The organism is Pseudomonas sp. FBCC-B1565 (assembly GCF_059133265.1).
This window is the reverse complement of the sequence record NZ_CP101438.1, coordinates 6,271,327-6,295,283: the sequence shown is the minus strand read 5'-3', so window position 1 is coordinate 6,295,283 and position 23,957 is coordinate 6,271,327. Positions and strand designations below refer to the sequence as shown.

Annotated in this window: 18 protein-coding genes and 1 tRNA gene; 1 reads left to right on the top strand and 18 read right to left on the bottom strand. The window is 58.8% G+C overall.

Translation table 11 applies throughout. The annotated features are described in order from the left end of the window. The 18 genes from NL123_RS29010 to NL123_RS28925 form a co-directional block, all read right to left on the bottom strand. Window positions 1-6,123 carry a hypothetical protein gene (locus NL123_RS29010; RefSeq protein WP_494356838.1) on the bottom strand — a complete coding sequence of 2,041 codons (6,123 nt, stop codon included), beginning with the start codon at window positions 6,121-6,123 and terminating at the stop codon, window positions 1-3. Continuing rightward, window positions 6,120-8,252: a transglycosylase SLT domain-containing protein gene (locus tag NL123_RS29005; RefSeq protein WP_494356837.1), complete on the bottom strand. Its 2,133-nt coding sequence runs from the start codon at window positions 8,250-8,252 to the stop codon at window positions 6,120-6,122. Before NL123_RS29005 ends, NL123_RS29010 begins: the two co-directional genes overlap by 4 nt. Further along, window positions 8,252-8,791: a hypothetical protein gene (locus tag NL123_RS29000; RefSeq protein WP_010563110.1), complete on the bottom strand. Its 540-nt coding sequence runs from the start codon at window positions 8,789-8,791 to the stop codon at window positions 8,252-8,254. The genes NL123_RS29005 and NL123_RS29000 overlap by 1 nt, the downstream gene beginning before the upstream one ends. A 2-nt stretch (window positions 8,792-8,793) precedes the next feature. Further along, complete coding sequence (locus NL123_RS28995) at window positions 8,794-9,252, bottom strand: hypothetical protein (RefSeq protein ID WP_494356836.1); 459 nt, start codon at window positions 9,250-9,252, stop codon at window positions 8,794-8,796. Then, window positions 9,249-9,710: a GNAT family N-acetyltransferase gene (locus NL123_RS28990; protein ID WP_494356835.1), complete on the bottom strand. Its 462-nt coding sequence runs from the start codon at window positions 9,708-9,710 to the stop codon at window positions 9,249-9,251. Before NL123_RS28990 ends, NL123_RS28995 begins: the two co-directional genes overlap by 4 nt. Before the next feature lie 662 nt (window positions 9,711-10,372). Then, the gene (locus NL123_RS28985) at window positions 10,373-12,169 is read right to left on the bottom strand and encodes a DUF927 domain-containing protein (protein WP_177074525.1); all 1,797 of its coding nucleotides are present in this window, start codon (window positions 12,167-12,169) and stop codon (window positions 10,373-10,375) included. After that, complete coding sequence (locus NL123_RS28980; RefSeq protein ID WP_494356834.1) at window positions 12,156-13,037, bottom strand: toprim domain-containing protein; 882 nt, start codon at window positions 13,035-13,037, stop codon at window positions 12,156-12,158. Before NL123_RS28980 ends, NL123_RS28985 begins: the two co-directional genes overlap by 14 nt. Continuing rightward, the gene (locus tag NL123_RS28975) at window positions 13,034-13,252 is read right to left on the bottom strand and encodes a hypothetical protein (protein ID WP_494356833.1); all 219 of its coding nucleotides are present in this window, start codon (window positions 13,250-13,252) and stop codon (window positions 13,034-13,036) included. Before NL123_RS28975 ends, NL123_RS28980 begins: the two co-directional genes overlap by 4 nt. 302 nt (window positions 13,253-13,554) lie before the next feature. Then, window positions 13,555-13,887, bottom strand: a complete 333-nt coding sequence (locus NL123_RS28970; RefSeq protein ID WP_177074528.1) for a hypothetical protein — start codon at window positions 13,885-13,887, stop codon at window positions 13,555-13,557. Next, window positions 13,884-14,189 (bottom strand): hypothetical protein, encoded by a 306-nt coding sequence (locus NL123_RS28965; RefSeq protein WP_177074529.1) that lies wholly within the window; start codon window positions 14,187-14,189, stop codon window positions 13,884-13,886. Before NL123_RS28965 ends, NL123_RS28970 begins: the two co-directional genes overlap by 4 nt. Next, window positions 14,167-14,499, bottom strand: a complete 333-nt coding sequence (locus NL123_RS28960) for a hypothetical protein (protein ID WP_494356832.1) — start codon at window positions 14,497-14,499, stop codon at window positions 14,167-14,169. The genes NL123_RS28965 and NL123_RS28960 overlap by 23 nt, the downstream gene beginning before the upstream one ends. A 451-nt stretch (window positions 14,500-14,950) precedes the next feature. Continuing rightward, a complete protein-coding gene (locus tag NL123_RS28955) occupies window positions 14,951-15,172 on the bottom strand; it encodes a helix-turn-helix transcriptional regulator (protein ID WP_177074532.1) in 222 nt (73 codons plus the stop codon). 115 nt (window positions 15,173-15,287) lie between these two features. Beyond that, window positions 15,288-16,745, bottom strand: coding sequence for a hypothetical protein (locus tag NL123_RS28950; RefSeq protein WP_494356831.1), 1,458 nt, complete (start codon window positions 16,743-16,745; stop codon window positions 15,288-15,290). Beyond that, the gene (locus tag NL123_RS28945; RefSeq protein WP_494356830.1) at window positions 16,742-17,953 is read right to left on the bottom strand and encodes a tyrosine-type recombinase/integrase; all 1,212 of its coding nucleotides are present in this window, start codon (window positions 17,951-17,953) and stop codon (window positions 16,742-16,744) included. Before NL123_RS28945 ends, NL123_RS28950 begins: the two co-directional genes overlap by 4 nt. A 209-nt stretch (window positions 17,954-18,162) precedes the next feature. Further along, window positions 18,163-18,238, bottom strand: a tRNA-Phe gene (locus NL123_RS28940). Between the two features lie 103 nt (window positions 18,239-18,341). Further along, on the bottom strand, window positions 18,342-18,614 hold the full coding sequence (locus tag NL123_RS28935) for an oxidative damage protection protein (RefSeq protein ID WP_028615361.1): 273 nt from the start codon (window positions 18,612-18,614) through the stop codon (window positions 18,342-18,344). Next, entirely contained in the window at window positions 18,611-19,678 is a 1,068-nt protein-coding gene (gene mutY / locus NL123_RS28930) for an A/G-specific adenine glycosylase (protein ID WP_248485717.1), read from the bottom strand. Before mutY ends, NL123_RS28935 begins: the two co-directional genes overlap by 4 nt. Continuing rightward, window positions 19,675-21,885, bottom strand: a complete 2,211-nt coding sequence (locus tag NL123_RS28925) for an AsmA family protein (RefSeq protein ID WP_494356829.1) — start codon at window positions 21,883-21,885, stop codon at window positions 19,675-19,677. Before NL123_RS28925 ends, mutY begins: the two co-directional genes overlap by 4 nt. 325 nt (window positions 21,886-22,210) lie before the next feature. Between NL123_RS28925 and NL123_RS28920 the strand changes: the two genes are divergently transcribed. Further along, window positions 22,211-23,872, top strand: coding sequence for an OFA family MFS transporter (locus NL123_RS28920; RefSeq protein ID WP_248485719.1), 1,662 nt, complete (start codon window positions 22,211-22,213; stop codon window positions 23,870-23,872). The last annotated feature ends 85 nt before the right edge of the window (window positions 23,873-23,957 follow it).

The following is a 23,957-nucleotide window of genomic DNA, read 5'->3' as shown; positions in this document are numbered from 1 at the left end:
CTATTTTTTCCCTGTGAGAAGTCCTTTCATGAACGCAGCAGCGTCCTCCGGCTCTTCATCCCCAACCGTTATATCCCACAGGTAAGTGCCTTGCCTGGTGAGCGGTTTGACCGGGATGCCTAGCAGGTAGCCAGTTGCCGTTACAGCAGATTTGACCACTTGCCCTGGGTCTTTGTCACCACTTGCTACGCCAGCGACGGCAGAGGTTAGCTGGCGGCCTGCATTGATCGCCTGCCATGCAGGTGACAACGACCCTGCGTGACCGCTCAGTGCGGAGCCGATAGTGTCCCGAATGACCGGAAAGCCAGAGACACCGAAACCCAGTGTGCTTTTCGCCATCCAGGCTGCGGTGTTCTCGTCCTCTTCTGGGCCCTTACCCGTCAGCAGATCGCCGATTACTCCCTGAAAGAACGCCAACGCCAGCATTGAAGCTGCGGCACTGGCGACAGTTCTTGTCCCTTGGCGAGCCTCAAAGGCCAAGTCTCGGTTCTGGTTGTAGTAGGCGCTGAACGGTGTGTAGAACATCGTCAGCAAGCGCATTGCGGCGCCCTGGTCTTTGCGTTGGATTGCCGCGATGTCCATGGCTCCGGTGCCGCCTTGGGATTGCCGTACAGCCTTGTCACCATCCAACACTGCGGCCGTGCTTTCCTTGCCTGCTGCAACACCTTCACGGTAAGCCGCGAGCCAAATCGCGCCCGAGATGCCCCGATCTAGATACCCCAGCAGATTGAACGAGAACCGTACCAGGTCGGCTTTCTTGCGGAAGAACGCATTGCGGCCGATGAGGGCGCTCATGTTGGATTGCAGTCGGCCGTCTTCCATGTCCCAGCGTAGGCGCATCGCAGGAGAAGCCTCGGTGATCATCCGGTAGGTATCAACCGGCGACCGCACGCCTTCAAGCAGGGCCGTAGCGAGTTCACGAGGCTTCACGTACAGCAGGCCAGGTATAAGTCCAGCTGCCTGGGCCAGTAGGGTTGTTGTCGAAAGTCCTAGTCCTACGATGGACGTGTTTGTCCGTGCCGTGTCGAGGAACTGGTTGAAGTTGCCAGTCTCCGGAGGGTTTCGGTCATTAGCGATGGCCCTCAACCAGGGCAGGAATGCATCAGCTCCGCGTGGGCCAAGCTTATTGATGAGCACAGCCCGGACGTAGGGATCCTGCGTAAGGCGGTGGGCGTCCTGCAACGCTTCCCGGTGGGTCAGGTCGTGGACATGCTGGGCCAGGCGCTGGGGGATGGCGCTGAGGTCGAGCAGTAGTGGCCCTGACACGCTCTCGTTACGCTGGTTGGTGAAACCGTTACCCGGTAGCGCTCCTTCAAACCCTTCACCGAACAGCTCGCCGCCGACTGCCGCTGGCGGTGCGCCTGCACGCTTGCGGTCATAGATGATTGGGAAGTAGCCACCACGGTATTCACCGAAGGCAGTTGTGATTGGTTTCGGCTCAATGCGGGGAGGCTCCACACCGGAGAGGCGTTTGTACATTGCTGCGATATCGGGCCACAGGCCGCCGAACGAGTCCCATACAGACTGCACCAGATCCCAATCCTGTTTGTCGAGGCGTCCCAGCATGTCAGCCAGTGATGCTTCATCGACCTTGTTCCCTTTCAACAACTTGTTGCGGTTTGACTCGTTGCCGGTGTTGAGCGCGTGCATGATTAGCTCGCGGCGGTTGAATGATTTTCCAAGGCTGGGGATGTGGAACCGATCTGCCAGGCGTTCGGCGTTCATGTCCGCAAAGCGCTCAACTATCGAGCGGATGCCGGCATTGAACAACTGACGCTCATTGGCTTGGGCCTCTGCGAGTGGGCTCCAGATCAACTGGTGCCAGGGGCCGCTGGTGTCCCTGCCGTCTAAGCGGTTGATCACGTTTTCCATCCGCGTCAATGAGGCATCCAGCCCCTGCAGAAGACCTACTGCCTTGTCACCGATGGTTTCGCTGCTTTCGGATACAGCCACTTGTCGTGCGCGTACGGGCACATTTGTGTCTAACGCAGCTATGAGATCAGTCCTTGCCTGTTCGTAATCGCGCTTGTCCTTGCGGTTCAGCAGCTTGTTTTTCAGCCTGGCCATATGCTCGATGTTTGCCACTGCGTCACGTAGGCCGCCAAGCTCCTCGAATGTCAGTTCCCGATAGTTGACGCGGGCGCTCTGTTCAATCAGGTGTTGCGGTACCGCGACGATGTTGCCGGCGGCCTCTTGCTCCCTGACGAACTGGGCGAGGCTACGGCGACGATCAACCTGCGGGCCGCTGACCTTGCGGAACTCGTACTGATCCAGCAGTCCCTCGATTTGCTCCAGGTAGCTGGCCCCGGCTTTGCCTATGCGCTCCCGGGTTGCTGGCTTCTCAAAGCGGCGCATGAAGGTATAAATCCGGTCTTCTTCCTTTCGGGCAGCTGTCGCTTCCCGGAACAAGTAATGATTCAGCAACTCCCGTTGTTTGGCCTCGGCGGCCTCTTGCCAGCGGTTTTTCGTGGCGAAGTTGAAGGCGTCCCGGTTGGCCTTGCGCTCGGCATTGAGATACAGGTGAGGCTGGATATCTCGCACAACCTTGTCCGCGATCACCTGTTTGGCAACTGAACGGATAGCCTCCAGAGGAGGTATGGCATCGTAGGCATCGTAGGCATCGTTGCGCAGAGCCCGAGAGTCCGCATCCTGAGCCCTCTGCACCTTGTCGACCTGGCGGCGAAGACGATCAATAGCACGCAGCTCTTCGCGTAGAACCCTGGCACGATCATCGTTGTGCACTGCCTCAATGGCACGGTCGGCCAGAGAACCATCGTTAAGCATGTCGCCATACTCGGCGCGCATCCTGGCGTCTGTTTCCGCTTGGATGAGCTCCTTTCGTGCACGGGCACCTACCATGGCCTGCACCAGTTCATCACCTGATGTGTACCCGAACTGTTCGGCAACCAGGTCGGGATGAATCCCATCGTCGCCTGTCATGCCGCGCAGGCGTGTTACGACCGTCTTGCCGTAGCGTTCCAGCAGCGGTTCGCGCAGCAGTTTTACCGGCTCGCCAATCGTCCCATCGGTCTGCACCCCTTTGCGCAAGTAGTCTTGAACGCGATACACCGGCTGTGAGTCGACGTCTTTGGTGACGTCACCCAGCATCTTCTCGCGTGCATCTTTCCACCACTTTTCCTGTTCACGGGTCAGCTCGCGTAGCGACTCGGCTGTCAGCCGTTCCTCTGCAGCCTGGCCAGCTTTGTTGGCAGCAGCGTGATAAATCTCAAACTCGGCCGGTGACATGCCGGCGGCCTGGGCATCGCTGAACAGAGTGCGGAAGGGGGCTTGAGCAACAGCAATTTCATCATCGGTGGCCAACAGTCGATCAAACACCCGACGTACGTCGTCATTGAGTTGGACGTTCAGCCGACTGGCATCGCGATAGATCTGGGTCAGCCACGCCTTGAAGCGTGAAAATGCCGACTGCAATGCTCCGCTGGGTGCCTTCCCTTCGCGCAAGTACGCTTCAAAGCCCCGCGCAAACTGTTCATGCTGATCGACTTTGATGTCGGTGCGCTCATTGACGCCGAACCAATCCAGAATTGTCTGGTAGTCCTGTTTCACCTGATCCGGGACATCCGTGCGCGATGCGAGATCACCCATCACTTCAAGGTAAAAATGCCCGGTTTCATGTAGGAAGGTAGAAAGGTTCGCCTTGTCGGTCAGTTTGATTTCGAACTTGCGGTCGGCGCCGAACTGGATAAAGCCGCGTGTACCGTCCTCTGATTGATCGAAGCGGACGGCGTCGCTCCCGAGCAATGCTTTTCGTACTGCGGCGTTGTCCAAGACGTTCAGATCAAGGCCAGATTGATCAAGTGCTCGTTGCAGGTCATCTAGCGAGCCGCGTGCATTGAGAAGCTCTTGGTTGAGATTGGCGGGCGCTGATTGGCGTTGGCCGCGCAGTTCTTTGTCCAGTGAGGCCAAGAGCATTTCCGGCGTTGCGGTTGGCACATTTCCCAAGTATCCGGCTTCTGCAGCTTGAGTGGCCATATCGTCCAGACTGCGCCCACCCTTCCTGGCAATTCGGTTGTTACCTCGACGGCCCACATCAGCATCACGGGCCGCCAGCTCGCCACCATCGTCGCGTATGCCGCCGCGCTCACGAATGAAGTCGATTAGCGAGGCGCCGTAGATCTTCGCGTCGTCGGGAACATCGGCGGCGCGCAGGCGATCAATCAGCAGGTCAAGCTGATCAGATCCGCCAGGCTTGCGCAGCACCTCAGGAATATCCTGACCGATGCGGAGCCGATACTGGTTGAACAGATCGTAAGGGTCGATACCTGAGCGCTCTCCCAGAGAGCGAAAGGCGGACTGATAAAGCGATGCCTCTCTGTCTGCTGTCTGTGCTTCGCGACCAATACCAAGCAGCTGACCGCGAACATCCTCAAACACTCGGCGATCCGATGCGGCGACATGGTCTTGCTCAACACGATCACGAAGGCGCTCAAGCTCCTCAGGGGCGCGTTGCTGGAACTCAGCAAGTTCTCGTAGCGTCATCGCGTCGGGAGTTGCGCGCATATCCTGCTCAAGGCCTCGGTGGTGCCCATCCTTAGCAATGACCGACGCCCACTTCTCCAGTGGAATTGAGATATCTGCACCGAGGGCGAGGGCTTCTCCAAGGGCATCGGGGTTGCCTGTCGCCGCTTTGGCGAACTGCTCAGGATCGAGGTTGTTTTCTTGGAAGTAGCGTTGGAACTGCTCGGCGGGTATCAGGATGTTTTCTACGGCACCACCTGCCTGCTCTTTCAGCCTGGCCACGAGTGCTTCGGCGCGTTGTGGCGAGCGTTTGAACATCTTGGAGTTCTGAGCCATGTCACCTAGTTGTTGCACGGCAGCCAGATCCTTCTCGATCTGCCAATACCGTCTGCCAGAGCTGGCACTTGCGATAGCGACATCAACCGGTGACGTTGCCAGGCCCAGGAAGGCGTTCAAGAACATTTCTCCCCCAGTTGCCTGTTCGCCGACGGCAGCAGCACCTGCGACCGTGCCACCAACAGCGCCTGCAGCTTGGGCTACACCTTCAACTGCGACGTTGCCCAGCTTCCCTGCTATGCCGCGGCCGGCAAACGGAATCGGCACCATGCCGCCTAATGCGTTGATCGCCGCTTCGGCCGCAGTGCGCTTGAAGCTGTAGGCGTATGCCTGGTCTAAGTCGCCGGTTTTCTTGAACCCTTCGGCGAGGTTCTCTCCTGCACCGCCGGCGATGCTGGTACCGAGGTTTACCCCTCCCACTACGATTGCCTTCTCAGCAGCACGTTGCGCAAAGGTGCTGGCAAGACGACTGACAGCGAAGTTCTTCACCGGTTGCGCCGCAATCCCGCCTATAACCCCGCCTGCCAAAAGGCTAGGTAGCGATTCAGTCAGTGCGCTGCCGATCAATCCAGGGTTGCGTAATGCGTACAGGGCGGTATCACTCGCCGCGCCACCCACACCAGCACCGCCGTCGCGGGCTTTGTCGAATATCTGTCCTGCGAAAGCAATACGTTGGTCGCGTGGTAGAGCCAGGTATCCCTGGGCGGTGTTGGTGATGTTGCTTTCTGTGCGGCCCGTATAGTTCGGCTCTTCTCCCTTGTTGCGATCCAAAGCGCTCTGTGGTGCCAGTGCGTTCACGAAAAAACCACCAACCGAAGACAGCGCCCTGTCCAGCATGTTGGCGCCGGCCTCACCGATTATTCCCAGCTGACCAAAACCCTTGGTCAATGCATCGTTCTTACTTGTTGAGTGCTGCTGACCGGACTCTTTGACGAAGTTACCAAAGGCACCTTCGACGTTCGACAGCTCGTCGATATCGTCGTGGGCCACGCTGGCGTTGTCCGGGTCAGTTAGAAACTGGTTGGTGGCGGGCGCTCGTTCGATCAGGGCGTCATAGTCCACCGATGCCAGCTTGGCTTGTCGCTCAACCTGCTTACGGTTACGGACAACCATGTCAGGAGCGAGCCCTGTCAGTTCGGCCAGGCGTTGAATGCTGGCTTGCTCATCCGGGTTGGTATCAGCAACGTAGCTCAGAGCCGTGCGGGGGTTGGGCTTGCTCTGCTGGCGCTGGATGGCAACGTCGTACTTGTTTGCCTCTACGCCCTGAGGTTCTTCTTTGCCGGCGAGGATGTTGTCGTACTGGCTCATTGGTTGGCCTCATTGAACAGGTTGAGGATGTCGGCATCACTCGCAGGGCGGCCGTGGCGCTTAAGCGCCGCGGTAATCTGCTCGTGCTCATCGGCGGGAATCTGCTTGATGTCCGTGACCCGAACGTTGTCCCCAGGCTTCCGCTCAAACGCGCGTTGCTTGTCGGTGAAGAAACCGAACAGTCCTGATCCCTCAACCGTTCCTTCGATGAAGGCGTGATCCACGATCTGTTGCACCTGCTCGTGTGTGGCCTTCTTGTTCTGTTGCGCCTCTAGCCCCCGGATCTGGTCATCCACATAGCGACGTGCCGTTGCCACTTGCTTGGCTACCGCTGATCCCGGTTTAGGGCTGGAAGGCATGCCTGCGTTGCGCAAAGCGTCGTTGAACAGTGCTGTGCTCGTCGAGATCGATGCTGTTGCTGCTGGCCCGCCGGTCAGCCGCTTAATCTGCAGGTCGGTCAGGCGGGTGAAGTCCTCATTGCTCAGCTTGTCACGCATGTCGAGCAGGTTGACTTCGTTCCCTTGGGCGATGAGATCCCTGGCATTGGTATACACCTCAGGATCGGTTTGCTGATTCTGCTTGTACGCCATCAATTGTTTGCGGTCTTTTGCAGGTAGCTTGGCCCAAAGGTCGGGATCCAAGTCTTGCCATTTGTTGCCCTTGAGCATGAAGTCCCAAGCCTGCCCTTGGTTCTGAATGTGCTCCTGCTTTTGCTGATCTTGCTGCCAACTGAATCGGTCGCGTGCATCAGCGATGGCGATGCGTTTCTGATCAGGGGTTAGATCGCTGCGAGCATCAATGCCTTTGGCGATTTGGCCGAATGTCGGTTCGGCCTCCTGCTGGACGCTGCTGAGAACTTTCTGGGTATAGTCCTTCGTTTCTTTGAAGGGGATACCCTTGATGAAGTCGGCTTCGCTGATTTCGCCCTTCCTGGGGTCACCCAGTTTCAGCTTGCTTTCATTCTTGCCCGTGGTGTTGGTGCCGTTGATCCAATCGTTAACCATTCCAGGGCCCGCGTTATAGGCGGCGACGGCCAGCGCGTCCGAACCATCGAACGTTTGGCGCAACTTCCCGTAGTACGCCTCTCCAAGTGAGCGGTTGTAGTCTGCGTCGGTCTTGAATCGCTTTTCATCCCAAGGCAAGCCAGCAGCCTGAGCAGCCTCAGGGCCAGTGCTTGGCATCACCTGGGCGATGCCTACCGCTCCACGGTTGGATGTAAGTGGCGCTCCGGATGCGTCGACCTGGCGACCGTCGCTCTCGGCCTGAAGCATTGCCGCGAACACCGATCCGCTCCCGCTTTTGGCTTGCTCGACCGCCTGTGCTCCAACGCTGACGCCGATGCTTCGATCCAGCAGCGGGTTCAGGGTTTTAATCAGGCTTTCTCGGTTCTTCAGGGTGAGCGATGAATATGGGCCGTCGTCCCAGTTAGACAGATCACGCTGGATTTGCTGCAGTTGTTCCGGATTGTTCCCTGCGTTGTGGATACGCGCCAGTGCGTTAGCGGAATAGGCCGACTGTTCAAAGGTGCGCACCTCTTTATCCCAGCCATCGATGCCATAAGCACTGCGGCCAACGGTCTGAACACCATCCGCCCGCGCTCGATTGAGGATCTGGCCCAGGTCAGCATCCGGCCTGGCGGCTGCGTTCTCCAACAGATCAAACCGAGACCTGAGCTCACTTTTAGCCACGCCTGTGCGGGCCTCCAGCACCGATCCTTGGATCTGTTGAAGCTTGTTTGCCTGCATCTTGCGTACAGCGAGATTCAAATGCTCTTGGTCAGATGCATCCAGGCCCGCGACTTTCACCGGCTCCAGCTTGCTGATGAATTGCTGATAGCTTGATTCGCCTTTATCAGGTTGGACTTCCAGGGTTTTCAGCTTGCCGCTGAGTTCGTTTACCCCGGTGTCTAGTTGGCTCTCATAGTCCAACAGCGCGTTGCTTACCTTGACCTTAGAGAGCTCCTGGTCTTCTTTGTTTTTTTGGTCAAGGAAGGAAAGCGCTGCGTTCTGAACTGTGCCGGCTAACTGTTGCGCGCCACGATTCAGATTATTTGGGTCTGGTGTAATAACGCGATTTTGGGGCGCCTCTGGCAATACACGTACGCCCGGGCCAAGTGGTATCTGTGCCATCAGGAATTCCTCACCCAGGCTGGATTGGTATTCAGTTCTTGCGTTTGGCCCTGCATGTCTCGACCTGCAGCGGATGCTTTCCACCCGCTAGCGATCCGAGCCCCACTGGAAAGCACGGTGCCAATGGATTGGGCGTTCGCGTTGGATCGAGCCTGGCTTCCTGCCAGCTTGTAGTTGCTGGCATCGACGGAGCCGCGGGCCTTTTGGTTCTGGCCATTGAAGATGGTCAACACCGCGTCTTCCTCGGCATTGCCGATGATTTCTTCGTTGATGTTGACCGCGGTGCCTTCACCAACTTCAACACCAGACCCTGCAAGGGCCGTGTTGGCCTCACTGGCCTGGTTGCGGGCAATCCGTCGGATACGGTCGGCTTGCACCATTGAGGCACTGGCGGCCGCATTGGCGTCGTTTTGTGCCTGCTCGGATTGAGCATCAGCGTTCAAGCTGGCCTGCTTACCGGCCTGCTGCGTTGAGTAGACCGAATAGGCCGTACCGGCAACGGCAGTGGCTAAAGCGACAGCGGTGGTGTATCCAGACATGGTTATTCTCCAGTGGTGATGGTCAGGTCGTTGCTTTGCTGGCGCGACATGAGTGCTGTGGGTTGATTGGTAAATTCAGATTCGGCGTCTTCAACCGTTTTGGCCTGGGTGGCAAAGGTCATGGTCAGGTCGGTATCGGCATGCGCTACAAACACCTGCTTGCGGCCGGCCTGTCCCGGGACGATGTGGTATCCCTTCAGCTCAAGTGTTTCGCCACCGATGAAAACCGTGACGTGGCCCGAGACAATCAGCAGAGTGGGGATATTGATCAGGGCGCCAGTGATCATTACGCCGGCGGGAATGCGGATGGTTCGGGAGTAGAGTCCCGCGTGAAAGTGGTGCTGGGTCTGGATGGCCACTTGCGCCATACCAAGCAAATGCGACTCCAACCCTCGAACTTTCTCAACGTCGGCACTTGTCATAGCGGGGAGTGATGGAGCCGCGGAGGCGATGCTGTTCATGCGAGCACCTTCAGGAATACCTGGTTGGTTTCGCGGTATCCGGAGCGGGGCAAAACCATCGCCAGCCTGCTGCCGATGGGCGCGCTGATCATCAGGGCAGATGCGCCCAGTGCTAGGGCGCGGGCCTCGGCTGCACGCAACAGCTTGATACCTGCCCCGCCCTTGCGTGCATGCGGCTCAACGAAGAATGACTCCATCGCGCAGATGCGACGGCCCGCGTAGTGCGGCAACCCATACACCAGCAGTGAGGCAAGCCCGACCAAGTCAGGGCCGAACGCACCGAGAATGTGGAGTGCGCCGCTCGCCTCCATTGCCCGATACGTTGAAAAGCAGGCATCAACCTCGCCGAACTCAGGGATGCTCGATTCATCGCCATAGGCAGCCAGTAACTCAGGCAATGCGCCGGCCTGCTCCAGTTCGGCCACCGTGCAGGTTCGAATAATCGTTTCAATGCCCATGACTTGGTTCCTGTGCGTGTACTTGTGGTTGAGGACGAGAGCTTGGCGTGAGTGGTGAGACGGGGCCTGGATCCGGTCGGATAACCTCGGCGTCTGGCCAGCGGTACCGGACTTCTTCCAAGGCCTGGGCTTCTGTCATGGGCTCTCCGATCATGCTGCAGAGCACTTTCCCGTCTCGAACCACGCACCAATGGGAATGGCTTGGCTCTATTGGCTCTGCGTATGCATCGGGCTGTATTTCGAGGTTTGGCTGTGTTTGTTCTGGCGGCGCCGCCGCACTCAACCGCTCAAACATGCCGCGCAGGACTGTCATGGCCGGTTCTCCAGAACAGATGTGTGTTCCCACCTGTTCACACTTCTTTGTTTTAGTGGGAACGCTCGCAGCCCACGGCCGCTCTGGCTGTTCCCACCGTTCCCACTGTTCCCACCACTTTTTCCCTTTGCCCAATGCAGTAGCTCGAAAGCGTGGGGCGCGAATCGAGTCTTCTCAGCACGATCACCACAATGTGTTTCTGTGATTCTGAAAACGGTGGGAACAGTGGGAACCGGGGGAACGAGCCCGGCCAGTAAGGGCTCCAGGCGTTCACACTTGTTCCCACTATGAGAATTGGTGGGAACAGAGCTGCTGCACGAATTTGGCTGGATGGGGGGGCGAAGACTGGTCATTGGCCGAGTGCCTCGCGATCCATGGCCTCTGAGTCGACTACGTACAGGCCGCTAGTGCCCCCTCCTGGAAGTCGGTATTTCTTGGTATGGCGCTTCTTGTCGGAGTCGCGTTTGGCAAGGGCTCCCGCGCCTTCAAGAGCTTTGACGACGCGGCTCAGTCCATAACCGTGCGCTGCTTCGATCAACGCGGACTTGTTGAATAGGTAAAGCCGCTTGGTGCCGGACATTTCCCAATAGCCGGCACGGTTGGAAACCTTCACCTCTGACTGACCTTCGGCTACATCGGAGAATCGGCTGCTACCGTGGCGGTCAATGAAGTCCAGGATGCCGGACAAGATCTGGCGGTCTTCAGCGTTGCCACTACCAACTCTGTTAAGCCATTCGCGGTACAGCAGTTGGCAGTCCGCCAGGGCGCTACCTTCAGGCCATGGGAGCAGTTCGTAGGCGACTGCCATTTCGCAAGCCAACGCGATGACCGCAAAGCGGTCAGCCACTCGTCCGGCTTGTGCATTGTCTTCCGCGAATGTGGCGCGCACCTTGGCGAAGTCTTCCAGTAACCCTGGACGATCATCGTTAGCCAGTAGCCGTTCAACGAACGCCGGCCCGACGTGGCCATGACTGCGAGTGACAGCGACAGTCAGTTGGCGGTGGAAGTCCGCACCCTCAAGTCCGTGCAGTTCGTCAAAGGCACGGTGGGTGCGAGTGCCCGCGTTCACGTCGACCATGCGCAACTCGGCACCGGCGTGGGCGGCATTGCCCGAGATCGCAGCGTGCTCGGACAGAGACCGCTCGCCGCTTGAGAGTGCAAGCAGGCGCCAATTCAGCCTGGCCCTGCCTTCACGCTCCCGGGTCATCGTGCCTTTGCCTTGCCCGTTCGCCAGTGCATAGGCCATTTCTTGAACGCGCTTGGGATCGGCGCGCTTGATTTCATCCAATGGAAGGAGGGTGTCGTTTCGTGATGACGCCTCAATTTCCAAACCACCCTTGGTCATGTCCCACGATGCCGCGAAGACACCGGGGTCACCCCATACTGATGATCCAACCAACTGAACCAATGACTTACCGCTTGAGCTGTCACCTACGAGGTGAACGCCACCGCCGAGTACGCCGACCAGGCTCAGCAGTGGCCCAGCAAGCGCGCAGCCGATGGAAAGTGTCAGTACCGGGTTGCCGGCACACTTGGCCGCGACTTCCAGTTGCCAGGTGGCCAGGTCGCCCTTCGTCTTGAACAGATTTTGCGCTTGGCTGCTGGCTTGGTAGCGAACCTTGTCACTCCCGATAGTTCGTCCAGGCAAAACAAACGCCCCCGACTCATGCCAGCCTGGCCGGCTCGTGGTGACGAAAACTTCGGTCGGGTGCTGCTCAAGCAGGTATTCCATGAAGTGGCTGCGCTTCTTGAGGGAAATGATCACCCCCATAGAAAACAGAGCTCGCCTGGCTTCCTCACCGCTACCGCCGAACACCTCCATGGCAATAATCCAGTCCTTCACCCCGTTGTCGGTGACCATGCGGAGCAAGCGGCCCTCACTACCGTCATCACTGTTGGTAGTGCGAGCTACGACTTTGACGGGGCTAGAGATCCACTCATCGGTGATTGCTCGGTCATCGCTGGCGCCATCAACGTCGTCCTGATCTGAGTCGCGCTTGAAGCCGTGCCAGTAAACGCCAGGCTTGAGCTTGCGGCCTTTCTCGTTGGTGACCCATTGGTCGTACACCGCCCAGCAGGGACGATTAGGCGCAATTACTGCTGCATCAGGCCGAAGGTTGATCACGTTGGTATCAGGCTTGGCCATTTGTGAGCTTCCAGTTGGCGAGGTCGTTGAAGTCTGTGAGGTCATCGGGTGCACCTTCCGGCCACTCTGGGAATGCCACTTGGCCGCCTACAGCCGCCGCCGCCGCATTTGCTGCTGAGCGACCTGGGTTGCCGTTTGTGAGTCGGTCGTCGTCGCCGGCTATAACGATTGGCTGGCCTGGGTAACGGGCGCGCAGCCCCATAGCTGCCGGGATCAAGTTCCCCGCGTTCATGGCTGCGGCGACGACGTAGCCACCGTGCTGGTGGAGACTGGCTGCCGTAGCCCATCCCTCGCAGATGCAGAGAACTGAACCTGGCTCGATGATGCCCAGCGGCGAATAGGTGCCCTTCACGCGGCCGCCAGGTAGGAAACGCTTGGCTCCGTCCGGGGCGATCCTTTGCAGGTTGATCAGGCGACCATCCAAGTACAGAGGGATGAGCAGGTCAGCACCTCGCTGGCGCAGGCCATGAGGGCGCACTGACTTGGCGGCCAGGTATGGATGATCTGGGTTAGCGCGCCGTGCATTTCGCCACCAACGGTCGGCGAGTTCTGTTGCCTTCTGCTGGCGCTGGAGTTGCTCTGCTTTGCGTTGGCGTCGTGCCTGGTCAACTCGCTCGCGGATCTGTGCGGCTTCGCGAGCGTCCACAGGCTCACGACTGCACCAGGTGCTGGCGCCGCCGGACTTCCAGCTACCGAATGCACCGGAAGCGATACCGTCCAGGTACAGGACATACCAACCGTTGAGAGTGCCGGGCTTGTCCTCTGGAACGCGGAACCGGTGAATGGCACCGTCTGGCTCGGGAAGCCAATCAAGTTGCCCATAGGTGGCTTGGAGTGCGTCACGGAATAGGACGATTGCGTCAGTCATGCGGCACCCATTGGTGGGGTGTGCCGTTCGACGACTGCGGTCAGCAATTCCACCATGCCTTCCAAGCAATGTTTGCCCAAAGGATCCTGCTCGCGATCACGCAGCTTGATCAGATGATTCAGGCCCACGTTGACCATGCTCAGGCTACGAGCGTCTATATGTGGGCGCTCTTTGGCTGACACGCTCATTGTCGGATCGAACGGGATCACGGACATGGCAGTGTCTCCACTGTGATTGGCTGTGAAGGTTCTGTGCCAGCGAACGTTCGGGCGATTGACCCATTGTTCATGCAGCGCCAATAGGTCGGCTCGTCCAAGGATTCAACCTGGCTCGATGTCACCAAGGCTCCAGGGCTACGCATAACTACGCGTCCACATTCGGCGTCAGACGCAGTCAGAAAGGGCCCCATGAGCGGTTTCGGTGCTTTGGGGTGCGTGACGAAAAACAGCTCAGTGACTTTTTTCAGGCAAGCCTTCGGCTTTCCCGCCAATTTGCAGGTTTGGTTGTTCATGATTGGTTAGGCCCCTTGAGACTTAGAGCGGTAGCCGATTAGGGTCAAGAACTCGTGTCCAGGCCTTTCCGCCTGCAATGAGGTCGCGAGCGCCTCCATCAACGCTGCATTGACTCGTTTCGCCTCGGGCAATTCTTTGAACTCAGCTGCCCACATGCTGATTCGTACCTTGGCTTCGGGGAACTCAGGAGCTATCAAGTTGGCCAGATCAATCGCCGCCGCCCTTTGTGTCAACTGAGCCACTTGGATGTTCAGGCCTGCCTCTGGTAAGTAGGCGTTTACTACATAGCGAACGAAACCACTGGGCACGTCGCTTGTGCAATGAGTGGCGCGGATCATTGGACGGCCCTCTTTGTTAGGTCTGTCAGCACTTCGGCGAGGTCGCCTCGAGCTTGGCAATAGAGCCAGTCCAGATCCTCAGCATTGTGATCGGCCGTGTATTGGGACGAGCCGATGCTTGATGTGCTGCCTGGATAGCGACGGTTCAAGAGTTCTACTGCCTCTGTTGCATCAGCCTCTGTCGCGAACGGGGCAATGATTCTGGCGATGAGGATGCCATTGCCTTGTTTAGCCGGCGTCATGACCATGAAGTAGCTGTCACCTCGTGCTGCCCCAGGATTAGTGATTGCGATGATCGACATTTGCCACCTCCTTGGCTTCCGCGAAGCGATCAGCCTCACGCCAGTGCTGAGCAAGGAAACCGGCCGAGTGAAGATGAATCTCGCCCAGCAGTGTTGTCAGTCGGACGCTCACCGGGTGGCGCGCACCTCCAATAGCAGGGAGAACAGCATCGGCAAGGAGCAGCCTTAATTCATCAAACATCGCTCGGGCATTACGCAGACCGATCAGCTCGGACGTAGAGAGCGAAACTGGGCCAATGACGGAGCCGTTAGCGTTTGTTGGGGCTTGGAGTTCACCATGCGTGATGGCGGTGGAGGCGACAGTGTTCATTGCGCACCTCCGAGATTATCTAGGGTGCGAGCGGCCGACATGTGGGCGTTGTAGCGATTCAAGCGAACAGCAAGGGACGAGTTTGCGCAGAGAGCGCTCAAGGCCAGACGGCGATGAACAAGGGCGCGAATTTTGGACGGAGTGAGGGCGTGCATAGGTGGAGCTCCTTCTGCTGAGGAGCTGCCACGATCCTTCCTACGGGATTGGGTGGCAGCTGTGTGCAGGGTAGGAATACCGGGGCAAAAGGAACCCGGCAGGGCCGAAGCCCTCCCACACACAGCCGCCATAAAACGATATTTCAGGCATAAAAAAACGCCTGAGATAGAGTTCTGGGCGCTGGGCGCCTTTTGCTTACTCGGGTTCCTACACCCGGCCACTGAATTTGCAGTGACAGGCGAACTGTAGTCGTCCTGAGAAGGCTTGGCAAGCGTCGGGAACTGCTGATAACGATTCATGCCGCTTCACCGCGACTCTCTGCAATGCGAGCATCTAGCCAGGCCAAAACCTCTGCCTCGATCCAGACAACGCACTTAGGGCCCAGGGTGACTTGCTTTGGGAATGTGCCGGCGGCAATACGCCGATAGACCTCAGACGTCGAAAGACTGGACAGCTCTTTGACGTGGATGATTTTGATGAACTTGCGGGACGGGGCTTGATTGGTTGCGCTTGCCATCGTCTGCGCCTCCTAGGGCGGTTTGGGTAATCGACGATGGCAATGTTGGGGTATGGGATATGGGTGTCAGCTAGGGGTGACATACTGACATGTCAGTATTCTTTTTTGATTTTGGTCAGTTTTTGGGCAGGTTGTCCGGTTTGATTGCATTGGCGAGCTCGGCGAGCTTCCTTGATTTATGTTTGGTTATGCTAGAGAGATAGTTCTGCACGTCTTTCTGAATTCCATAGGGTGCTGGTTTACTTGGATCATGGTTCTTCCAGTGCTTCACCGCTGCCTCGCGCATAGCCAGCAGAATCTTAGTTGGATATGGGAACACGACTTGCCCAGCAAACTCAGATACTTCTGTCACTCTGGCTGAAGCCTCATCCAGGAGCCGGGCCTGGGTTGCTACCAGTTCACGCAGTCTCGCAATCTCAGTTTCATCAGCTTGGCTGGCGCCATCCGTCCAATCAATGGGGTTGGCGGGCGCAGCGGCGGCCAAGGGAAGCAAGTTGGATCCTAGTTCGGCCAGAAGCTGGCCATCCTCGAACCTAACGCAGTAGCGAATTTGATCATGCAAATTATCGATTGTTATCTGCAGCTTCCCGAGGCGTTGAGCCAGTTCTGAGCCACTGTGTTCCGGGGCTTGCTCGCCAAACTGGTCGCACTCAATTTCCATGATCGGCGTTGTGCCCGACCAGCCGCCGCGCTCATTAACGATCTGGCCCATGTTCTCAATGTCAGATGGTCGGAAAAGCACATCGTAGTTTTCAAGGTTGTTTATCCACCAAGAGCGTTTTGGCACGACCTCCTGCAGACCATACATGTCGACGTGAATTGCAGGCCCACGGAGATGAAGAGGGGCGACCTCAGCTCTCACTGCGTTCATGATTTGGCAGATGCCCAGGCCGAACACCTTCCGGTGTTCATGTTCTCCTTCTGCTGCATGTGTCAGCCCCGAGACGGCTCGGCAGTCCATGAAGGCTCTACACATATTGAAGCCGATCATCCCCCAGAGCGTGTCCCATTCCACCTGGTGGCCAGATGTACGGCTCATCCAATCCAGCGCTTGATCTGCGGTCAGGTAATCAAGGTGGCGGTAAACCTCTTCAGGCTCGCCAAGTTGCAGGGTTGTAGGTGAGGGGATGGTGTCTGCCGGAACAAGGAAGCTCATTACAGGATCTGCAAGATGCTGGGCTTTGAGTCGAAGCTTCCGCTCATCCTCGAGCTGTTGCTCGAGTACCTTGATCCGGTCAGTAGCGCTTTCAGGGATTGGCCAGGGTGTGCCGGTGTCGCCGCACCAAGCTCTTAGTTTTTGGTGTGATAGTCGGTGGTGAAGTGGCTCCTTTTCGTTGTATCCAGACGGAGCGAGCAATTCATGAATGTTGGCTTTCAATGTGTCGACCCACTGGCTGATCGCAGCATTAGAGGCTGTATCTAAAGATCCAGGGTATTCCGGTTGCACATCCGCCAAAATGTAAGCCGCATCACAAAGCTCAAAAATGGATCGGTTAGCGTAAGACTCGTACCAGTCTGCGTCGGTATCGCCGCGTAGTGCCCAGGTGTTGAATTTTTTGGCTTGGTGAGTCATTGAGCACCTCGTCGCTGAATACTTACCACGTTCGCGCCTGCACACAGTGCGTCGATAGAATCGGCCCAGGCCTGCATCATTTCCCTGCGTTGTGGAACGTAAGCCGCATGGTTGTAAGTCCCGCGGATCTCATCGGTGTCACCGTGAGCGAGTTGCCGTTCGATCCAGTCCTTGTTGTAGCCGCGCCCGTTCAATTCGGTGCTGAGCAAGTGGCGGAATCCGTGGCCGGTCTGTCGCCCTTCGTAGCCCATCTGGCGCAAAGCCTTGTTGACTGTGTTTTCGCTCATGGGTCTTTCGGGATTGGCGCCAGCGAATACCAGTGAATAACGTCCTGTGATCTCTTGGAGTTGGCGCAGGATGGATACCGCTTGGCCGGGCAGAGGGACGATGTGAGGGCGCCGGGCCTTCATCCGCTCTTTCGGGATTGTCCAGGTGGCGTTGTCCAGATCGAACTCAGCCCATGGCGCTTGACGCAGTTCACCCGGACGAACAGCGGTTAGTACCAGAAGTTTGATCGCGTGGCGGGTAAGGGTGTGAATGTTCGCGGCTTCGCACTTGCTCAAAAGCTCGGGCAGCTCAGCGAAAGGGACGTGTGGATGGTGCCGAGCTGCCTTGGCTGGCGCTGCAACCACACTCAGATCGGTGGCAGGGTTCGCATCAACGACGCCCTTGGCCAGGCCATAGCGGAAGATCTGGTGAAGCCACTGGCGAATCTTGCCGGCGGCATTCAACGTGCCTCTAGCTTCGACCTTGCGAACAAGATCTACCAGTTCTGGTCGGGTAATGGATTTCAGAGCCCGTGATCCAATGCCGGGGATCAGATCATTCTCCAGATAAAGCTTGGCTTTGTAGGTGGTGCTTTCTGCCCAGCGCGGCGCGTTATAGGCGAACCACTCACGTGCGAGTGTCTCGAATGTGATCCCTTCGACCTTCTGCGCTTGCTTGGTGGCTTTCTTCTGCTCGCCGGGGTCAATGCCTTCAATCAGCATCTGACGGCTCTCATCGCGCATCTGGCGAGCTTTGAGCAGCGTTACAGCTGGGTACGTGCCGAGAGCCAGCATCTTCGCGCTACCGTTGAAGCGGTAGCGGTAGCGCCAGAGTTTTGAGCCCGTAGGGGTGACTTCAAGGCATAGACCGTTGGCATCGGTCAGGCGATAAAGCTTGTCCTTGGGCTTGGCGGTACGGATGGTGGTATCTGACAGTGGCAAAGCAGCCCCCTTGCAGGCCGCACCAGGCGGGCGTTCTGCCGGCGTGGTGTGAGTAGATTTTTAGACCGAACTGGATCTACTCACGAATCTACTCACATCTGTTTGGGCTTACAAGGGAACGGTGGGGAACCATAGAAAGCAAAAAGCCCGCACGAGGCGGGCTTCTTGTGTGTTTCCGGGTGTGCTTGGCATCACCTGAAAACGAAAGGTGGTGCCCAGAGACGGAATCGAACCGCCGACACGGGGATTTTCAATCCCCTGCTCTACCGACTGAGCTATCTGGGCAACGGGGCGCATTAAACGGGTTTTTCAGGGGGTCGTCAAGCAAGTTTTCGAAAAATATTTAATTATTACCGTCGCTTACGTGCTGACCCCGGTTTTTGATCAATTATTGAGCAGGCGGCACGTAGCCGTCGGCCTTGGCGTATTCCTCGCCGGAAAAGAACTTGTCCATCTCGCCCGCCAGGTATTTACGATCTTCGGCGTTCATCATGTTCAGGCGTTTTTCGTTGATCAGCAGGGTCTGGTGTTTCAACCAATCGCCCCAGGCTTTGGCGGAGACATGTTCGAAAATGTCCTGGCCCTTGGCGCCCGGATACGGAGGGCGTTCCAGGCCGGGCAATTCTTCTTTGTACTTGCGGCACATGATGGTGCGGGTCATGACGACACTCCTGCATTCAATACGTCGGCCGCGCGCTTCAGCAGTTTTTTCACCGGGGCGGCAAGGCCCAGGCGCGGCGGGGTGGCGAGGTTATACCAGAGCCAGTCGGCCTCGGCCACGTGATGGGCGGTTTCCTCGACCTGGATCAACCAGGGTTCGATGGCGAGCTGGAAGTGGCTGAAGGTGTGGATCAATCCCGGCAGTTCCTGTTGGTTGCCCAGTTCCAGCGCGTGCTGGTGGGCCAGGTGTTCCAGGTCTTGCAGGTCATCCAGCTCCGGCAAACTCCACAGGCCGCCCCACAGGCCGGTGGAAGGGCGACGGTAAAGCAGGATCGCGCCCTCGGCATTCGCCAGCATCGGCATCAGCGTGCGCTTCTGCGGGATGGTCTTGCGCGGCTTGGGGATCGGGTAGCGCGTCTCCAGGCCGAGCATGTGGGCTTCGCAGCCTTTTTCCAGCGGGCACAGCAGGCAGCTGGGTTTGCTGCGGGTGCAGAGGGTGGCGCCCATGTCCATCATCGCCTGGGTGTAGGCGTTGACGCGGGTCTGGGGCGTGAAGCGCTCTGCGGTGGCCCACAGCTGCTTGGCCACCTTGGGCTCGCCGGGGTAGCCCTCCTGCGCGGTAAAACGCGCTAGCACGCGTTTGACGTTGCCGTCGAGGATCGGCGCACGCAGGCCCATGCTCAGGCTGGCAATCGCGCCGGCGGTGGACAGGCCAATACCAGGCAGCTCGGTGAGCTTTTCGACATCGCGGGGGAACTCGCCGCCGTACTCGGCCACGACAATCTTCGCGGTCTTTTGCAGGTTGCGCGCCCGGGTGTAGTAACCCAGGCCGGTCCAAAGGTGCAGCACTTCATCTTCCGGCGCGGCGGCCAGGGCCTCCACCGTTGGCAATGAGGCCATGAACCGGTCGAAGTAATTGAGCACCGTGCTCACTTGGGTCTGTTGTAGCATGATCTCCGAGACCCACACCCGGTAGGGCGTGATGCCCTGTTGCCAGGGCAGGTCATGGCGACCGTGGCGGTCGTACCAATTGAGCACGGCCTCTGAAAACTGCTCGTTTCTCATCGCTTGAACAGGCCCTTCAACGCGTCTTTAAGCTGCGGGTTTACCTTGTCGAGTTTCTCTTCCAGCTTGTCGCTGAGCTTGTTGCCGGCCGCCTTGATAGCGACCTGGGTCAAGCCGTCCTTGTCCAGGCGGCAGGCCTTGGCACCCAGTTCCAGCGGGCCACGGCAGCGCAGCGGCACTTCGATGCCCTGGAAGTTGGAGCCGACCTGGCAGGCAGGGTCCGGCGTTTCACGCTGGTCACCCTCGACAATGATGCCGACGCGGTAGTCCATGCCCAGCACGCGCAAGTCCACATCACCGTTACCGTTGACGGTCAAGCCCGGGATGCGCACTTTGAGGTCCGGGTTGCTGGCCACACCGTTGCGGAAGGTCAGGTTGCCTTTCAGCTCCTGGAACGGCGTGTCCTTGCCTGGCGGCGTGCTGCTCAGGGTCTTGCGGTTGAGCAGGGCAATGCCGGTGCACAGTTGTTGCTCAAGGTTGGCGTTGAGCAGCACGCCGTTGTTGATCACAAAGCTGGCGGTGCCGTTGAGGCTGTCGATCAGGGCTTTCTGGCTGTTGCCGCGGCCTGTGAGGTTGCTGTCCAGGGTGATCTGGCCCTTCACCGGCGGGTTCTGCCCTTGGGCTTGCAGGATGCGTTCGACCGGCACCTGCTTGATCCGGCTTTGCAGCGCCAGCACCGGAATGTCCTGACGCACATCGAGGCTGCCGTTGGCCTGGAAGGAGCCGTTGTAGAGGCCGCCGCTCAAGGTGTCGAGCTTGAGTTGGCCATCGACGCCGGACGCCTTGAGCGCCGCATTCTGGATCGGCAATTTGCTCAGGGTCAGTTGGCCGAAGGCGAGGTCGGCGTCCACGTCCAGCGTGCGCAGGCGCGTCAATGGCAGCAGCTTGTCGGTGCTCCAGGCGCCTTTGGTCGGCGCGTCGGGCAGTGGTGTGGTGCCGCCGGCGGCCATGGCGCCGGCTTCGCTGTTCTGCACCTCGGCCTGGCGTGCGGCGCTGGCGCCCTTGGCGGACTCGGACTTGGCCGGCAAGTAGTTGTCGGCGTTGAACGTATCGCCCTTGAGCTGCACACGCAGGGACTGCTTGGCGAAATCGTCCACCGCCAGACGGCCGGTGAAGGTGCTGCCGTCGAGTTTCAGGTTCAGGTCTTCCAGCGCCAGGCTGGTCGGGGTGCCCTTGAGGCGGCTGACCAGTTCGACCTTGCCCAGGCTGCCCTCGGCCATCGGTGGCAGGGGGTGGCCGACGCTGTCGAGGAACTTGGCCAGGTCGAACTGGGCAATGGACAGTGCGCCGCTAAGCTGCGGGGTCTTGTCCAGGTCGTTGACCTTCAGCTCGCCCAGGGCGCGCAACTGGTTGGCCGAGAGTTTCAGGTTGGTCCATTCGGCGATATTGGCCGCCTGGTCCACCAGCAATTGGCCCTGGGTGGAGAAGGTCACGGTCTTGCCTTGCAGCGGCTCGCCCGTGGCTTCGCCGGTGATCTTCATGTCTTCCAGCTCATAACGCTTGAGGGCGCGCTGGATGCGCAGGTTGCCATTGAGCTCGGTCTTGACGCGCATCACCGGCTGGTTGGTGCCGAAGAAGGCAGTGAGTTTCACCGGGATACTGGCACCTTCGTGCACAGCGCCGGCGCTCAGCTGGATGCTTTCGGCGCTGAACTGCTTGCCGGTCTGCTCGTCGTTGTATTCGATGCGGGCGTTGTTAATGGTCAGGCTGTCGATGTCCAGCCGGATAGGTTTCGAGGGTTTCTCCGGCTCGGGCTCGGCGGCCTGTTCCACGGCAGCGGGTGCGCTAGCGCTCGGCTCATTGGCGTTCTTGCCGATGTCTTCCCAATCGCCGTGGCCTTGTTTGTCGCGGTTCAGGCGCAGGTTGAGGCCTTCGACACGCACATCGCTCATCTGCACTTCACGACGCAGCAGCGGTAAAACCCGTACCGACAGGCCGAGCATCTGCAAGTCGGCGAACGGTTTGGTTGGGTTGGTCAGGGTCGCCACGCTGGCTTCGTGCAGTTCCAGCCCGAGCCAGGGGAACAAGCTCCAGCCGATATCGCCATTGAGCGTCAGCTCGATGTGGGCCTTGTCGCGGGCAATCTGGCGGATCTCGTCTTTATAGTCGTTGGGATCGAAGAGGTGGGTCAGGGCAAAGCCCAGGGCCACAATGATCAGCAACAGCCCGAGAAGTACCAGACCCAGGATTTTGCCGAACGCTTTCATGGGCGAGTCCTTGTATGTCGATTTCAAAATTTAGCCGCAGAGTATAACGCCCGACGGCCTGCGTCAGTGCCCCGATCGTTACATTGTATCCAGGGGGCGGGAAACGGGTTTTTGACGTCAAACAAAGCAGATTTCCTGAAAAAGGTGATGGCAGTTTGGTTTTTCTGTCATGCACAGATGCTAATCTCTGCATGTTCGTCCGCCTTCTGCGACTTAACGTCGCGCCTAAAACGGAGCTTCACTCAACAAAACGGCCACGCTTTGCGTGCAAGGCCGAGGGAGAGAGCGCCTGACGGACACATACTAACAACTGGGGGAAACACCAATGAGCACTAGCACTGCGGCAGCTTCATCTGCCGCGCAGCCTGCGTTCCTGTCCAAGGAACGCATTATCGCCAAGCCCGGCTTCAACCGCTGGCTGGTTCCGCCGGCCGCCTTGGCCATCCACCTGTGCATCGGCATGGCCTACGGCTTCTCGGTGTTCTGGCTGCCACTGTCCAAAGCGCTGGGTATCACCAAACCGGTCGCCTGCGCGCCGGACATGAGCTTTATCGCTCAAGTCTTTTCGTCCCAATGCGACTGGCCCATCTCCATGCTGGGCTGGATCTACACCCTGTTCTTCATCTTCCTGGGCTGCTCGGCAGCGATCTGGGGCGGCTGGCTGGAACATGCCGGGCCACGCAAGGCGGGCGTTGTTTCGGCGCTGTGCTGGTGTGGCGGCCTGTTGATTTCGGCGTTGGGGATCTATACCCACCAGATCTGGCTGATGTGGATCGGCTCCGGGGTCATTGGCGGTATCGGCCTGGGCCTGGGCTATATCTCGCCCGTGTCGACCCTGATCAAATGGTTCCCGGACAAGCGTGGCATGGCCACCGGCATGGCGATCATGGGCTTCGGCGGTGGCGCGATGGTCGGTGCTCCGTTGGCAGCGGCATTGATGGGCCACTTCGCCACGCCTACCAGCGTGGGTGTGTGGCAGAGCTTCCTGGTGATGGCCGCGATCTACTTCGTGTTCATGATCGGTGGCGCCTTGTCCTACCGCGTTCCGCCGACCGGCTGGAAGCCTGAGGGCTGGACCGCACCGGCGAAAAAAGCCAGCAACGCCATGATCACCCACCGTCACGTGCACGTGAACGTGGCGTGGAAAACCCCGCAATTCCGCCTGGTATGGCTGGTGCTGTGCCTGAACGTCTCCGCCGGTATCGGCATCCTCGGCATGGCTTCGCCCCTGCTGCAGGAAGTGTTCGGCGGCAAGTTGCTGGGCCTGGATGTGCCGTTCGGCCAACTGGACGCCGGGCAACTGGCCTCCATCGCTGCCATTGCGGCGGGCTTCACTGGCCTGCTGAGCCTGTTCAACATCGGTGGCCGGTTCTTCTGGGCGTCGTTCTCCGACTACCTGGGCCGTAAAAACACCTACTTTGTGTTCTTCGCCCTGGGCTTTGCCCTGTACGCGCTGATCCCGAACCTGGGGCACCTGGGCAACGTGGCGCTGTTCGTGGCGGCGTTCTGCATCATCCTGTCGATGTACGGCGGTGGTTTTGCGACCGTCCCGGCCTACCTGGCCGACCTGTTCGGTACGCAAATGGTCGGCGCGATCCACGGTCGCCTGTTGACTGCCTGGGCAGCGGCTGGCGTGTTGGGTCCGGTGCTGGTGAACTACCTGCGTGAGTATCAGCTGAGCATCGGCGTTGAACGCGCTGCGGCCTATGACATCACCTTGTACATCCTCGCTGGCCTGCTGGTGCTGGGCTTCATCTGCAACCTGCTGGTGCGCCCGGTGGCGGACAAGTACTTCATGACCGACGCCGAACTGGCCGCCGAACAGGCGCTGGGCCATGACAAAGGCGCGGATGCGACCACCTCCCTGGAGTGGAAAGCAGCCCCAGGTACCGTGCCGTTGGCGATTGCCGCCTGGCTGGTAGTGGGTATTCCGTTGGCGTGGGGTGTGTGGGTGACCCTGCAGAAAACGGCGGTACTGTTCCACTGATGCAATACCTGTAGGGACCCGCTTTTTGTGGCGAGCGGGCTTGCCCCGCGTCGGGTCGCGAAGCGACCCCAATGAGGCCAACGCG

Coding starts and splice junctions, on each gene's coding strand:
- NL123_RS29010 (WP_494356838.1), bottom strand. CDS start 6,123: ATGAGCCAGTACGACAACATCCTCGCCGGCAAAGAAGAACCTCAGGGC.
- NL123_RS29005 (WP_494356837.1), bottom strand. CDS start 8,252: ATGGCACAGATACCACTTGGCCCGGGCGTACGTGTATTGCCAGAGGCG.
- NL123_RS29000 (WP_010563110.1), bottom strand. CDS start 8,791: ATGTCTGGATACACCACCGCTGTCGCTTTAGCCACTGCCGTTGCCGGT.
- NL123_RS28995 (WP_494356836.1), bottom strand. CDS start 9,252: ATGAACAGCATCGCCTCCGCGGCTCCATCACTCCCCGCTATGACAAGT.
- NL123_RS28990 (WP_494356835.1), bottom strand. CDS start 9,710: ATGGGCATTGAAACGATTATTCGAACCTGCACGGTGGCCGAACTGGAG.
- NL123_RS28985 (WP_177074525.1), bottom strand. CDS start 12,169: ATGGCCAAGCCTGATACCAACGTGATCAACCTTCGGCCTGATGCAGCA.
- NL123_RS28980 (WP_494356834.1), bottom strand. CDS start 13,037: ATGACTGACGCAATCGTCCTATTCCGTGACGCACTCCAAGCCACCTAT.
- NL123_RS28975 (WP_494356833.1), bottom strand. CDS start 13,252: ATGTCCGTGATCCCGTTCGATCCGACAATGAGCGTGTCAGCCAAAGAG.
- NL123_RS28970 (WP_177074528.1), bottom strand. CDS start 13,887: ATGATCCGCGCCACTCATTGCACAAGCGACGTGCCCAGTGGTTTCGTT.
- NL123_RS28965 (WP_177074529.1), bottom strand. CDS start 14,189: ATGTCGATCATCGCAATCACTAATCCTGGGGCAGCACGAGGTGACAGC.
- NL123_RS28960 (WP_494356832.1), bottom strand. CDS start 14,499: ATGAACACTGTCGCCTCCACCGCCATCACGCATGGTGAACTCCAAGCC.
- NL123_RS28955 (WP_177074532.1), bottom strand. CDS start 15,172: ATGGCAAGCGCAACCAATCAAGCCCCGTCCCGCAAGTTCATCAAAATC.
- NL123_RS28950 (WP_494356831.1), bottom strand. CDS start 16,745: ATGACTCACCAAGCCAAAAAATTCAACACCTGGGCACTACGCGGCGAT.
- NL123_RS28935 (WP_028615361.1), bottom strand. CDS start 18,614: ATGACCCGCACCATCATGTGCCGCAAGTACAAAGAAGAATTGCCCGGC.
- mutY (WP_248485717.1), bottom strand. CDS start 19,678: ATGAGAAACGAGCAGTTTTCAGAGGCCGTGCTCAATTGGTACGACCGC.
- NL123_RS28925 (WP_494356829.1), bottom strand. CDS start 21,885: ATGAAAGCGTTCGGCAAAATCCTGGGTCTGGTACTTCTCGGGCTGTTG.
- NL123_RS28920 (WP_248485719.1), top strand. CDS start 22,211: ATGAGCACTAGCACTGCGGCAGCTTCATCTGCCGCGCAGCCTGCGTTC.